The sequence below is a fragment of the Paracoccus albicereus genome (assembly GCF_024359525.1).
In the GTDB taxonomy this organism is placed as follows: Bacteria; Pseudomonadota; Alphaproteobacteria; order Rhodobacterales; family Rhodobacteraceae; genus Paracoccus; species Paracoccus albicereus.
Window position 1 is genome coordinate 523,501 of record NZ_JAKZEU010000004.1, and the last position, 13,183, is coordinate 536,683.

11 protein-coding genes are annotated in these 13,183 nt (G+C 62.9%); 1 reads left to right on the forward strand and 10 read right to left on the reverse strand.

The genetic code is table 11. The annotated features are described in order from the left end of the window. Positions 1 to 21 precede the first annotated feature (21 nt). From MLD63_RS13610 to osmF, 4 genes are read right to left on the reverse strand one after another with little or no spacing between them, the layout of a single operon-like run. Positions 22 to 756: an ABC transporter permease gene (locus tag MLD63_RS13610; RefSeq protein WP_255330440.1), complete on the reverse strand. Its 735-nt coding sequence runs from the start codon at positions 754 to 756 to the stop codon at positions 22 to 24. Beyond that, the gene (locus MLD63_RS13615; RefSeq protein ID WP_255330441.1) at positions 753 to 1,688 is read right to left on the reverse strand and encodes an ABC transporter ATP-binding protein; all 936 of its coding nucleotides are present in this window, start codon (positions 1,686 to 1,688) and stop codon (positions 753 to 755) included. The genes MLD63_RS13610 and MLD63_RS13615 overlap by 4 nt, the downstream gene beginning before the upstream one ends. Next, entirely contained in the window at positions 1,685 to 2,851 is a 1,167-nt protein-coding gene (locus MLD63_RS13620; RefSeq protein WP_255330442.1) for an ABC transporter permease, read from the reverse strand. Before MLD63_RS13620 ends, MLD63_RS13615 begins: the two co-directional genes overlap by 4 nt. 17 nt (positions 2,852 to 2,868) lie before the next feature. Further along, positions 2,869 to 3,777 (reverse strand): glycine betaine ABC transporter substrate-binding protein OsmF, encoded by a 909-nt coding sequence (gene osmF, locus MLD63_RS13625; protein WP_255330443.1) that lies wholly within the window; start codon positions 3,775 to 3,777, stop codon positions 2,869 to 2,871. Between the two features lie 306 nt (positions 3,778 to 4,083). Between osmF and MLD63_RS13630 the strand changes: the two genes are divergently transcribed. Further along, on the forward strand, positions 4,084 to 5,121 hold the full coding sequence (locus MLD63_RS13630) for a peptidoglycan-binding domain-containing protein (RefSeq protein WP_255330444.1): 1,038 nt from the start codon (positions 4,084 to 4,086) through the stop codon (positions 5,119 to 5,121). 492 nt (positions 5,122 to 5,613) lie between these two features. On the opposite strand, the gene MLD63_RS13635 is transcribed toward MLD63_RS13630, so the two are convergent. The 6 genes from MLD63_RS13635 to MLD63_RS13660 all read right to left on the reverse strand — a co-directional run. Beyond that, the gene (locus MLD63_RS13635; protein ID WP_255330445.1) at positions 5,614 to 7,359 is read right to left on the reverse strand and encodes a diflavin oxidoreductase; all 1,746 of its coding nucleotides are present in this window, start codon (positions 7,357 to 7,359) and stop codon (positions 5,614 to 5,616) included. A gap of 13 nt (positions 7,360 to 7,372) precedes the next feature. Next, positions 7,373 to 9,079 (reverse strand): NirA family protein, encoded by a 1,707-nt coding sequence (locus tag MLD63_RS13640; RefSeq protein ID WP_255330446.1) that lies wholly within the window; start codon positions 9,077 to 9,079, stop codon positions 7,373 to 7,375. Positions 9,080 to 9,124: 45 nt separating this feature from the next. Further along, the gene (gene cynS / locus MLD63_RS13645) at positions 9,125 to 9,592 is read right to left on the reverse strand and encodes a cyanase (RefSeq protein ID WP_255330447.1); all 468 of its coding nucleotides are present in this window, start codon (positions 9,590 to 9,592) and stop codon (positions 9,125 to 9,127) included. A gap of 37 nt (positions 9,593 to 9,629) precedes the next feature. Further along, a complete protein-coding gene (locus tag MLD63_RS13650) occupies positions 9,630 to 11,375 on the reverse strand; it encodes a bifunctional protein-serine/threonine kinase/phosphatase (RefSeq protein WP_255330448.1) in 1,746 nt (581 codons plus the stop codon). Between the two features lie 61 nt (positions 11,376 to 11,436). Further along, entirely contained in the window at positions 11,437 to 12,285 is an 849-nt protein-coding gene (locus MLD63_RS13655) for a formate/nitrite transporter family protein (protein ID WP_369697006.1), read from the reverse strand. A 691-nt stretch (positions 12,286 to 12,976) separates the two neighbouring features. Then, on the reverse strand, positions 12,977 to 13,183 hold a 207-nt coding region (locus MLD63_RS13660; protein ID WP_255330450.1), incomplete at its 5' end, for a metallophosphoesterase family protein.

Here is a 13,183-nt window from a genome sequence, read left to right on the forward strand (position 1 = left end):
AATGGACAGCACGATGGGTGATCACCGCCCCATCCGTGTAGCCAGACGCGCCTCTAGCTGGACCATCGCATCGAAAATCAATGCTGCGAACAGACCCACGATCAGGCCGCCTTGGACGACATAGGCGGTGTTGTTGGTCAGAAGCCCGGCAATGATGACCTCGCCCAAGGTGCGGGCGGCTACGGTCGAGCCGATCGTCGCCGTCCCGAGCGCGATCACGACGGACAGCCGGATCCCGGTCAGGATGACCGGCAAGGCGAGGGGCAGTTCGACGCGGACAAGCCGCTGCCAGCGATTGAGGCCGATACCCCGCGCCGCCTCCATCGTTGCGGAAGGGAGGGTCGAAAGGCCGGTCATCGCATTTTCGAAGATCGGCAGCAGGCCGTACAGGAACAGGGCAACCAGCGTCGGTCCGGTTCCAAAACCGAGAATCGGCACAGCCAGCGCCAGTACGGCGACGGGCGGAAAAGTCTGACCCATATTCGTGATCGTGCGCGACAGCGGTCGGAAGGCAGCCCCCGCGGGTCTGGTCACCAGGATCGCCAGCGTCACGGCAATCAGCGTCGCCGCGAGCGAGGCGACCGCGACGATGCCCAGATGACTGAGCGACAGGGACAGAAGCGAGGCGCGTTCATAGATGACCGGCCCGCCAACCGGTGCGAGCGGCGCGAAGACAGGCACGAACCAGTCCGGCCGAAGCACCAGCGCCAGCAGCAGTGCGATCAGCGCAATACGGATGATATGTCCCGCCTTCACGGATGCCTCTCGGCACGGGCGCGGATTGCGTCAAGCGTCACCCGACCGGAAGGGGCGCCGTCCCGCGTGACCGGCACCGCGTCGCGTCCGGTCCAGAGACAGGCGGACAGCGCATCGCGCAGGCTGGCATTGGCCGGAATGGGGTTCCCGTCCGCCGCGCCGTCTTCAGCAATTTCCGACACCGGCACCAGCGACAGAAGTCGCAACGGCCGTTCGACCTCTCCCACCATGTTCGCGACGAAGGCGGTCGCAGGGCGAGCGATGATTTCGGCCGGGGGGGCGTATTGGACCAGCTTTCCGGCGTCCATCACCGCGATCATGTCGGCAAGCCGGATCGCCTCTTCGATATCATGGGTCACCAGCATGATCGTCGAGCCAAGCGATTGCTGGATGCGGCGCAGATCGTCCTGCGCCTGACCTCGGATGATCGGGTCGAGCGCACCGAAGGGTTCGTCCATCAGCATCAGGTCCGGACGCGACGCCAGTGCGCGCGCCACGCCCACGCGCTGTTGCTGACCGCCGGACAGTTCCGCCGGAAAGCGGTCTCGGAACAGGGCCGGGTCCATCGCGAACAGGCTGAGCAATTCGTCGACACGCGCGTCGATCTTGGACTTCGGCCAGTTCAACAGCTTCGGCACCGCGCCGATGTTGCGGGCGACGGTATGATGAGGAAAGAGGCCGTGCCCCTGGATCGCATATCCGATGCGGCGACGCAGGATATGAGGCTTCAGCCCGGTCGTCGGCTCGCCATTGATGCGGACTTCGCCCGACGACGGCTCGACCAGCCGATTGATCATCCGCAACAGTGTCGTCTTGCCCGATCCAGAGGTGCCGACGATAACCGTGATCGTTCCGGTTTCGACCGTCATGGAAACTGAATCGACCGCCGCTTTGCCGTCGTAGTTCTTGCTGATCCGGTCGATCTCGATCATGGGGATTTCTCCGAATTGGGGCGGGCGAGATCGACGAGAATGTCCATGACAACCGCCGATACCAGCGCCAGAAGCACCGTCGGCAGCGCGCCCAGCAGGATAAGATCGGTCGCGGTCTGGTTCAGGCCCTGAAAGACGAAACTGCCGTAGCCACCGCCGCCGATCAGGCCGGCGATGACGGCAAGGCCGATATTCTGCACCAGAACGATGCGTAGCCCTGCCAACAGTACCGGCAGACCCAGCGGCAATTCCACGCGCATCAACCGCTGACCGGTGGTCATACCCATGCCCCGAGCCGCCTCGCGCGCGGCGGCCGGGGTCGAAGCAAGGCCTGCAACGGTGTTCGAGACGACGGGCAGCAGCGAATACAGAAGCAGAGCAAAGAATGCGGGCGTAAAGCCGATCCCGGCGATCCCGGCCTCGCTGGCGCCGGGGACGTTTGCTGCGACCCAGCCGAGGATCGGGATCATGATCCCGAACATGGCAAGCGATGGTATCGTCTGCAGAAAACTCAAGACAGGCAGGACAGCGCCGCGCAGCCGAACCTTGCGGTGACAGAGGATGCCCAGCGGAAAGCCGATGACGGCAGCCGCGCCAAGCGATCCGAAGGCTAGTGCCAGATGACGCCGTGTCGCGGTCATGAACGCATCGCTGCGCGCGGCGTATTCCTGCATGACCGACAATTGGGAGATTCCGTCGCTTCGCAGAAATATCGCCACCGCCCCAAGCCCGAGCGCGAGAAGAAGCGCGCGCGTCAATGGCCGCGGCCGGAATTGCGTCAGCGAATCCGCAAGCAGCAGCGTCATCACCACCAACAGCCCCCAAAACCCGGCGGCCGGTGAGACACGAGCATACTCGCCAGCGCCTTCCAGCAGGGCTGGCGCTGAAATGACCACGAGCCCGAGAAGGCCGATCAGACCCAACACCGCGCCAGCAAGGCGCAAGGCAGGCCTGCTCCGCAGCAAGCCGAGGGCAAAGCCTGCAAGGATCGCAAGGACACAAGAGGCGGTGGCTGCCCCATCGGTCAGCCTCCACAGGGTGACGCCCTCGCCAAGCGCGATACGATTCGGTGCGAGCGACAAAAACGGGGCTTGCAGCAAGGCAAGCCCCGTAACAGCGAACAGAAGCCCCGGGGGCGAAAGCTGCGCCCCGATCCGTTTCATCGGCAGAACAGCCGCGATTATTCCAGCACTCCGGCCTGAGTCAGGTAGTCGCGGGCGACCGCTTCGGCCGGTTCGCCCCCGACCTGAATGCGCCCATTCAACTTCTGCAGCGTGACCATGTCGAGACCTTCGAAGATCGGATCAAGCACCTCTGGGATCGACGGATACTCGTCCAGAACCTCCTGCCGAACGATCGGCGTCGGCTCATAGACAGGCTGAACCCCTTTGTCGTCCTCCATCACCACCAACCCCGTCGCACCGACCCCGCCATCGGTCCCGTAGACCATCGCCGCATTCACGCCGGACGTTCCGCGAGCCGCCGCCTGGATCGTCGCTGCGGTGTCGCCACCCGACAGGATCACCATCTGGTCCTGCGACAGCGAGAAGCCATAGGTCTCCTGCATCGCAGGCAGCACGGCAGGTGAAGACACGAATTCCGTCGAAGCGGCCAACTTCACCTCACCCCCGTCCGCAACCCAGGCACCGAAATCGGACATGGTGACCAGATTGTTTTCGTCGGCCACGGGGCCGGTCAGCGCAATTGCCCACGTGTTGTTAGCCGGCGCGGAGTCCAGCCAGACAACGTCGTTTTCCGCCTTGTCGAGTTCGGCGGCGCGGTCATGGGCAGCATCGGCATCCTTCCAGACATCGCTATCGGCTTCATTGAAGAAGAACGCCGCGTTGCCGGTGTATTCGGGATAGATATCGATCTGTCCAGCCAGCAGCGCTTCACGGACAACCTGAGTTCCGCCGAGCTGCAGCTTCCGTTCGACGGGCAGGCCGGCATCTTCCAGCGCCAATGCGATGATGTTGCCCAACAATCCGCCTTCCGTGTCGATCTTGGAGGAAACGGCGATATCGGCATGCACCGCATTCATCGACGCGCCAAGGACGGTCGCGGCGGCAAGGATCGAGCGGATTGTCATGGCAAAAACCTCTTGCAAAGCAGTCGTTGAACGTCGCCGGCCCTCAGGTTGTTCCGTAGTCGAGTAGCCGTTGATCAAACAGGGCGGAGGCGGTAAACACCGACACCTCACAAACCCCAGTTGCATTGCGATGCGCTGTCCGCAAGTTCGGCGCGGAAATCCGCGACGCTCGTCGCCGGCAGCCACCCATCGCATTGTGGCGAGCGCGCTGCTATCGCCAGACGCGCGATTAATTGACTGAACTCCCTCGTGCAGAGCCTCCACCCTGCGTGGTAGTACGCAAAGACGCTGCAGCAGGAGGTCTACATGTCTCGGCGACTCTTACTTCCGATCATGGTTGCGGGCGTCATGTCGGTCAGCGCCCCTGCCCATGCGGATCCCGATCTGGGCGAGGTCGTCGGCACGATCGCGCGGCAGCTTCTCGAGCAGCAGCAGGGCGCGCAGGAGCGGGCGCTGTGGGATGGCGTGGTCGCGAACGGCTCGGCGGCCGCCTATCGGCAGTATCTCGACACCTATCCTGAAGGCCCGAACGCCCGCACCGCACGCGAGCGTCTCGAGCGGTTGAGCGCAGGGTCGGGTGGCAGCTCGGATACGACCCCGGTCAGCGAGGCCGCGCGGGTGGAAGCGCGACTGAGCCTGACCCGTTCGGACCGGATCGCGGTGCAGCAGCGGCTGGCCGCCGACCGCTACTACACGTCGGGCATCGACGGCGTCTTTGGTAGCGGAACTCGACGTGCCATCACCGCATGGCAGCAGACGAACGGCTATGGCCAGACGGGCTATCTGAACCGGACCCAGCTGACGGCTCTCACCGGCCGGACCGAGACGCGCCCCGATCCCGCAATACCCGCTTCCGGCGACAGCGCCACCGCGGCGGCCCGGGCCGAACTGAATCTGGGCCTGACGAGGGCCGCGCGGGTGCAGATCCAGCGCGACCTCATCTCGCTCGGCTACGATCCGAAGGGCGCGGACGGCCTCTTTGGTTCTGGAACGCGCGGAGCGATCCGCGCCTGGCAGCGCAATACCGGCCTTGCCGCCACAGGCTACATGACCACGAGGCAGATCCAGTCGCTTCGCGCCGATGCGAAGGCCCGCGGCGCGGAGAACTCTGGCGACCGTGCGGAGGCGGTGGACGAGGACCTTCTGGGATTGACCCGCGCCGAGCGAACGGTGCTTCAGCAGCGGCTGATCGCGCTGCGCTACCTCTCGGGCGAGGCCGACGGTATCTTCGGAACGACCACCCGCCGCGCCATTGCCCGCTGGCAGGGCGACAACGGGCTGAGCGAGACGGGATACCTGACCGCCGAGCAGGTGCGGTCGCTGCGGCAACAGACCCGGATCTGACGGTTTAGGCATAGTGTGAGGATCAAACCTCGCCCTTTTGCCTGAATGGGCTTCTTGGCGCTGTGCGCCAGCGTCCTTTTTGCAGAGCTGGCAGACATTAGCGCGACACTCCAGATGATGCGGGTCGTCAGCGCTGGGGCTGTAAGCCTATGCCCTTAAAAGCTCACGTTTACGCATATCAAACTTTGCCCGCGCGACCTCGCTGCGCCCGCCACTGACGTTAAATCCCTGGCAGCTGCACCGCGGCTTCCATGAAGGCTTGGGTTGCAGCAACGGGCCGGGCTCTCCGCCTGACCCATCAGCATTACATCTCGATGGCGTCGGAGATGGCGAGCGCATCCTCCAGCTTAACCCCTAGATATCGAACGGTGCTATTCATCTTCATGTGCTGGCAAGCGGTTGGCACAAGGGCTGGGCAAATGCTGCGGACAAGTGGCGTCGCCTTGCGGGATAATCGCCCCCGAAAACAAGGCTGAGGACTTTGACCGAACATTAGTAGACGTCTCTGCAGTATCTACCGCTCTGGATAAGTGCGTCGACATAGTCAGCCGCAGCCTTGTCCGTCATCTCGCCATGCTCAGCCACCACGTCATGCAAGGCGCGATCAACGTCAGCAGCCATGCGGGCGGCATCGCCGCAGACATAGATCGCGGCCCCGCGTTCAAGCCATGCAAAAAGCTCCGCACCCTCGCGACGGATCAGGTGTTGCACATAGACCTTGTCCGCGCCTTCACGCGACCAGGCAAGCGACAGGCGTGTCAGAAGGCCCGAGTGGTGCCAGCCCTCGACCTGTTCGCGATAAAGGTAATCCCGTGCTTGTGTCCGGTCGCCGAAGAAAAGCCAGTTATCGCCCTCGGCACTTCGGGCCGAGCGTTCTTCCAGAAACGCACGGAACGGGGCGATGCCGGTTCCCGGGCCGATCATGATCAGCGGCCGGTCGGGTTCGGGCGGATGGAAATGCTGGGCGCGCTGGACGAAGACGCCGACCGTGCTGCCCGGCTGGACCCGCCCGCCCAGGAAGCTTGATGCGCAGCCCTTGCGCTCGGTCCCGTTGAGGTCATAGCGCAACTCGCCGACTGTCAGATGAACCTCGCCCGGATGGGCTTCCGGCGAGGACGAGATCGAATAGAGCCGCGATTGCAGGGGCCGCAAACCATCGATCAGCATCTGCGGCGTCAAACCGCTGACCCCAGAGCGCAGCATATCGATGATGTGACACTCGCCTTGTGTATCGGAGTTGCCCCATGCCTCGCGCGTTGCCGGTTTGACCGTGGCGAGGTCAAAGCGCGAGATAAGGGCGCTCCGCAATTTTGCCGGACCGTCTTTCAACAGCACCGTTTCGGCACCGGTGAAACCCGCGGCCTCCAGGATCGCCGCTACCTCACCGGGATCGTTGACCGGCCAAAGGCCAAGCGCATCGCCGGCACGGTAGCCGAGATCGGCGCCCCCTCCCGCCAAGGCGATCTCGACATGATTGACGACCTTGCCCGGGCCTTCCCCGCTGAGGCGTCGCACGTCCAACACCGTGGCGGTAAAAGGCCGCGCCTTCGTGAAGGTGGGCTCAGGTTCAACCGCATCCTGTTGAGACGGCGTGGCGGCCTCACCCGCCGCATCGGCAAAGGCAGGCGCGGCGAAGACGTTGGCTCGCCAACTTTCGTAATCGTCTTCGTAGCTTACGTCACACAGGGTGGCGTCGCAAACGCGGGTCGCACCGAGCTCATCCAAACGGGTATCGATATCCTGCGCGGCACGGTTGAAGGCCGCATACGACAGATCGCCGAGGCCGCAGACGGCATAGTTCAAAGAGCCGGGCAAAGCGGGTGCATCGTCGGCCATCAGGGCGGCATGAAAACGTCTTGCGTTATCCGTCGGGTCACCCTCGCCGGTCGTCGCGGCGATGATCAGCAGATGCTCGATCCCGGCCAGATCCTTCGGTGTTACGGAATCAAGCTCGGCAATCGTCGCTGCAAAACCTTCCGCTGCGGCCCGTCTACGCAAATCCTTAGACAGCGACTCGGCGGTCCCGGTCTGCGAGCCGTACAGGATGGTCAAGGCGGTGCCGCCCGCGGTCTGTGATTTGCCACCTTGCGCCTCGGCCACGGCGGCAAGTCCCAAGAGCAAACCGTCGACGAACCGGCGCTGCGTGTCGTCGAAGGGCGCATCCTCGGGCAACAGGCCGGTTGGCTCGGTGCTTATCGCCTTGGCGATCGCGGCAAGGGTCGGATCAGGTTTGGTCATCGCGGCAGAACTTTCAGGCGGCGGCAGAGGTGCGGTCCATCAGGGCGGGCAAGGCGTCATCTGGCTGGCGTCGGATGAAGGCGAGGAAGCTTTCGCTCGGATGTCTTTGAGCAAGATAGTTGGCGATCACCGTCTCGACGGTCTCGTTTAGATCGGATGCAGGGATCGGGCCGGTCAGCGGACGGGCCAGACCCTCATCCGAATCGGTGCCGCCCCCCAAAACGACCATGTAGCCCTCGCCCCCGTCGGGCAGTGTCGCGCCCATGAGGCCGATATCGCCGATGTAATGCTGCGCACAGGAATTGGGACAGCCGGTCAGGTGGATGTTGATCGGTTGCTCCAGCGTGAAGCGGCTTTCAAGGTGGCGCACCAGCGCGGTACCGTCCGCTTTGGTATAGGCAAGGCCGAATTTGCAGGCCCATTTGCCCGTGCACCCCACCGCGCCGGCGGCGAACGAAGTGGCCCGCGTCGGCATGCCGCCCTGCGCCAGCCCATCGCCGACCAGGGCGACGCGGTCCTCGGGAATATGAGGCAGCACGACGTTCTGCCAGACGGTCAGGCGCAGGTCGTTCCGTCCATGGCGCAAAGCCAGCCGTCCGAGCAGGCGCATCTGATCGGGCGACAGACGCCCCATTTCCAGCGCCACACCGACATACCTGTTTCCGTCGGCCTGCGGATACGCGCCGATATGACCCTGACGGTTGATGGAAGCACGGGGCGCATCATGGGCCGGTCCCGCATAAAACAGTGCGATCCCCTTTTCGGCCAGCTTTTCAGCGGCCTCGGCCACGAACCAGTCGACCCCGCGCGCATCCAGCAGGTATTTCAGCCGCGCGCGCTTGCGGTTCGTCCGGTCGGCATGTTCGACGAAGACATGCAGCATCGCGACCGCGACCCGGCCTGCATCCTCGGGTCGGCACAGCACACCCGTCTCGCGCGCGAAATCCTTGTGCCCGGTAATGCCGCCCAGGCCAATCCGGCAATAGATACTGGGTTCGAGCGGTCCGCCCGCCACGATCCGGACAGCCTGAAAGGCAATATCGTTCGTATCGGCCACGCACGAGATGGTGCCGCCGCCGTCGAAGGAGACGTTGAACTTGCGCGGCAAACCCTGCAACTCGCGGGTGTTCAGGATATGCTCGCCCAGCATCAGCGCCTGCGGGCGCAGGTCCACCAGCTCGGCCGGGTCGAAGCCGGCAATCGGAGAGACTGTTATGTTGCGTGCCGAATCCGCGCCCGAACCATGACAGGACAATCCCGCCTCACGCAGCGCGAAATGAACGGCCAGCACATCCTGGGGCGCGATGTTGCGCAATTGAATGTTGCCACGCGTGGTCACATGCGCGAAGCCGCCCGCCAGATCCTCGGCGATGCGTGCCAGCGCGATCATCTGGTCGCCGCGAAGCTGGCAGGCGGTGATCCGCAGCCGGCACATGTATCCAGAATCCGCTGGCTCGACATTGAAAAAGCCCCAGTGTCGCAGCAGAAACTGATCCAGCCCCTCGGCGATGACGCCGCGCAAGGTCCAGTCCTCGATCGCATCCCATAGATCGCAGGGATGGATCTCGTGCTTGCGCCGCTCTTCCTTGCAGAGATCCTCGATCGGAGTACCATAGACCGTCTCTGGCGCAGCGGCGGACGGCCGGAACGCGCGATCTAGGCCGAGACGGTTGACCGTCTCGACCAGATAGGCTTGCTGCTCGGGGGTGAAGCCATCCATGATCCGTCGCTCCTTCGGCTATCGTTTTTGCTTTCGAGCGAGGGTTTACCAGCTGTTGTAGCCGAGGTATTTTCCCGACATCTCGACCTTCACACGGTCTCCCTTCGGGTTTTCGACGCGGCTGACGGTCATGTCGAAATCGATCGCCGACATGATGCCGTCGCCGAATTTCTCCTGGATCAGCGCCTTCAGCGTCGGGCCGTAGACGCCCACGATCTCGTAGAAGCGATAGATGCAGGGATCGGTCGGCACGGCTTGCGACCAGATCTTGGTCGGGCTTTCCACCAGCACATCCACGGCTGCGGCGGGCAGGTCCAGCAGATCGACCAGCGCCTGCGCCTTGTCTTTCGGCATGGCGTTCATGCCGACAGCGGCGGAATGGGTCCAGACCGGCGACATGCCAATGCCTTCGGCGATCTTCTCCCAAGTCAGGCCTGCGCGCTTCTTCGCAGTCAGGATCAGGACGGTGACGTCTTCCTTGCTGAGGTTCTCGGAAACTTGCGTGTCTTTCATCGTCGTCTTCCTTTTTTCTATCGATTTGCGGTCGTCGTCAGGGCCCCGGCCATGCCAGCGCGGCGATCAAGATCAGGACAAGGATGGCAGAGACAGCCTGCCAGAAGCGGACCGGATCGCGCTCCATCAGCGGGCGATGATGTTCGGCTCGGGTGCGCGCGCTCGGTGCACGCAGCTCTGCAAGGAATTCGGACAGCGCATGGTGGCGGCGCAGCGGGTCGGGATGGACCGCGCGGCGCAAGGCGGAATCCATCCAAGGCGGCACGTGTGCGCTTGGATCTGCAGTGGCGGCGCGATAGTTCAACCGCATCGCGTCACGGCGCGACCGAACCTTCGCGGCCTCCGCGCCATAGGGCAGACGGCCGGTCAGCAGCTCATAGGCGATCGTGCCAAGAGAGTAGAGATCCGAACGCCAGCTAATAGCATCGCCGGTTAGATACTCCGGAGCGGTGTATTGGTAGGTGCCAAGCGCGGCTCCGATACCGGTGTCCGGCGAGATTTCTTCCACGCCTGCCACCCAGGTCGATCCGAAATCGATGATACGCACCGTGCCATTGCCATCGATCATGACGTTTTCCGGGCGCAGATCCTGATGCAGCATCTCGCGCCGGTGAAAGGCGCGCAGCCCATGGATGAGTTGGCCCACGATATCGCGCGTCGTCACGATGCCGGCCGGTCCGGTATCGCGCATCCACTGTCGTAGCGAACGGCCTTCGATCCATTCCGTCGCGACATAAAGCGCTGTTCGCGGCAGCGGCGGTTCAACGGCGCGCAGCACGTGCGGGCTGCCTATGCGCCGCGCGATCCATTCCTCCATCATGAACCGGCGCAGAGCTATGGGATCCGCTACGATCTCGGTCGAGGGAATTTTCAGTGCGACTTTCGATCCGTCTGGCGCGGCGGTGAGGAAGATGCGGCTTCGATCCGTCGCATGGATTTCCCGCAGCACGCGCAATCCGTCCACGTCCGCGCCCGGTGCAGGTGCCGCCAGCACCGGAAGATCGCCCATCTCCGTCGGCAGCGCGTCGGGTCCGGGTGCAGGCAGCGCATCAGCGCGAATGATCTGCACCGTTAGGTTGTCGTCGCTGCCCCGATCCAGGGCTGCCTTCGCAATGCGCTCTGCCGCTTGGTCAAGATCTTCCGCATTTCGGATCAGGTCCGCGGCCTCGCTTGGCTCGATCCAGTCATGCACGCCATCCGTCGTCATGACGAAGATATCGCCCGGCGTCAGGTTCAGGCTGCGATAGTCGATTTCGATGTCGCGATCGGCTCCAAGTGCGCGGCCGAGATAACCTTCCCTGTCCGACACGCGAATGCGATGATCGTGTGTCAACGGTTCCATCGTCGCACCGAACACGCGCCAGATGCGGCTGTCCCCCGCGTGAAACACATGCGCGATGCGGCCTTTCAGAATCAGCAGCGCGATGGTGCAGACGTAGCCTGCCTCGCGATCGGCTACGCCTATCCGCTTTCCCTGTCCATAAAGCCACGCATTCGTTGCGGTGATCACGCGAGAGGCAGCGGTTCGGACCGTCCATGCGTCCGAGGTGCAGTAATAGTCAGACAAGATCGCCCGAGTGGCGGCCTCTGCCGCCTCGCGCGCGACCGGCGAGGTGCTGATCCCGTCAGCCATCGCGAAGGCCGCGCCCTTGTAGGTGAGGGTGCGCCCGGACGGGACGACCGCGCCTACTGCATCCTGATTGGACGGCTTGCGCCCGGCGGCCGAATAGCGGCCGACCAAGATCACCGGGCCGTCAGCAATCTGATGGGTATCTTTGGGCAACGATCGTTCCAGTCAATGCGGGGAATGCTGGCGGGCCCGGATCCAAGCGGGCCCGACGAACTCACTCGGCGGCGACCACTGCGTCGTCATTTCGTTCGATGATCGCGCGGCGTGATGGCCCGGCCTTATAGTGCGTGGCGTAGAGCATCGCGCCCACGAAGGTGAGACCGCCAACAAGGTTGCCGATCACCGTCGGAATCTCGTTGAACAGAAGATAATCGCCCCAGGTGAATTCGGCGCCCAGAATGATCCCGATCGGAAACAGGAACATGTTCACGATCGAATGTTCGAAGCCGAGGTAAAAGAAGATCAGGATTGGCATCCACATCGCCATGATCTTACCCGAGACCGAGGTCGACATCATCGCCGCAACCACACCGGTCGAGACCATCCAGTTACACATGATCGCGCGGACGAAGAGCGTCAGCATTCCGCCTGCGCCGGCTTCCGCATAGCCGACTGTCCGGTTGTGACCGATATCCATCAGCCGCTGCCCGACATCGTTTGGTTCAAGCGTAAAGCCCATCGTGAAGGTAATCGCCATGAAGAAAGCCGTCGTCATCGCGCCGGCAAAGTTTCCGAGGAAGACAAGACCCCAGTTACGCCAAAGCCCTTGCCAGGTGACGCCCGCACGCTTGTCCAGCAGGGCGAGCGGAACCAGCGTGAACACGCCGGTCAGCAGGTCGAACCCCAGCAGATACAGGGTGCAGAAACCGACCGGAAACAGCAGCGCCCCAATAAGGAAGTTTCCGGTATTGACTGCAACCGTCACGGCGAACGCCGCGGCGAGTGCGAGAATCGCCCCCGCCATATAAGAGCGGATCAAGGTGTCCTTTGTGGACATGAAGACCTTGGCTTCGCCAGCATCGACCATCTTGGTCGCAAATTCTTGTGGTTGGATATATGACATCAAACAGGTCCCGTTATTAGGATCGCCCTAAGAAGAGCGAGTAAAATTGCTGAGTGTCGCATGCACCGAGGCGCGGCATGTACGATCCGCCATTTCCAATTCCTCCCGCTACGACAATCAGGCAGACGTCAGCGCGATTTTCGCGATCAGGGCGATGTGGCGGTGCATCTACCCACGGTGATTCAGTTATCTTCCGTTTTGAGGGTCGCTAACGTTAGCGTCCTTCAACAAATCGATCAGACCGTCGGGCGAATCCATGCAAACAGGTCAGGTTCACCGCAGAAACCGAATTGTCTCGAAAATTTGTGCACGAAAGCGAGAAATTGCACTAATTGTTCGCAGGCCCCGCAACGCTGAGCGTCCCGTTTAGACGGACGACACGGACGCTGTCTCACGTGCGAACATCGCGACACGCCTCGAACCCCCCTGCCCCGAACACGGCATGTACGAGATCTGAACATACTGCCAGCTGTGTCGGAAACTACCCAGGCATGACGCTGTATGTAGATGGCAGCGATATCGACTCGGCACCCTAACGATGGCTGCTCCGATGTGCGAGCAACGCTAAGGACCGCTTAATGGGATGCGCTGCAACGATCGATCGAACGGCAAACGGCAGCACAGGGCCGGCTACGCTCGGATTAAGCGCGATGGCGACATACGCAAGTGGCGGGGCCTAGGCGGGCGCAGCTCAAATCGGCAAAGGATAGATCGTGGCGCAGGGACGACCGGCCTCTTCCCAGAGAAAGGCCAGCGTGATCGGCAGGCGGAAGCGCCGAGGGCCAGCGGCGCCCGGGTTCAGCCAGAGTATGCCCCTGATTTCACCGATGCTAGGCTTGTGCGAGTGGCCCGAGATGACGACGTTCCATCCCTCGATTTTGAGATCAGCCTTCAAAGT

Excerpts from the sequence above, each read along its gene's own strand:
- MLD63_RS13615 (WP_255330441.1), bottom strand. The coding sequence starts at position 1,688 with ATGATCGAGATCGACCGGATCAGCAAGAACTACGACGGCAAAGCGGCG.
- MLD63_RS13620 (WP_255330442.1), bottom strand. The coding sequence starts at position 2,851 with ATGAAACGGATCGGGGCGCAGCTTTCGCCCCCGGGGCTTCTGTTCGCT.
- osmF (WP_255330443.1), bottom strand. The coding sequence starts at position 3,777 with ATGACAATCCGCTCGATCCTTGCCGCCGCGACCGTCCTTGGCGCGTCG.
- MLD63_RS13630 (WP_255330444.1), top strand. The coding sequence starts at position 4,084 with ATGTCTCGGCGACTCTTACTTCCGATCATGGTTGCGGGCGTCATGTCG.
- MLD63_RS13635 (WP_255330445.1), bottom strand. The coding sequence starts at position 7,359 with ATGACCAAACCTGATCCGACCCTTGCCGCGATCGCCAAGGCGATAAGC.
- MLD63_RS13640 (WP_255330446.1), bottom strand. The coding sequence starts at position 9,079 with ATGGATGGCTTCACCCCCGAGCAGCAAGCCTATCTGGTCGAGACGGTC.
- cynS (WP_255330447.1), bottom strand. The coding sequence starts at position 9,592 with ATGAAAGACACGCAAGTTTCCGAGAACCTCAGCAAGGAAGACGTCACC.
- MLD63_RS13655 (WP_369697006.1), bottom strand. The coding sequence starts at position 12,285 with ATGTCATATATCCAACCACAAGAATTTGCGACCAAGATGGTCGATGCT.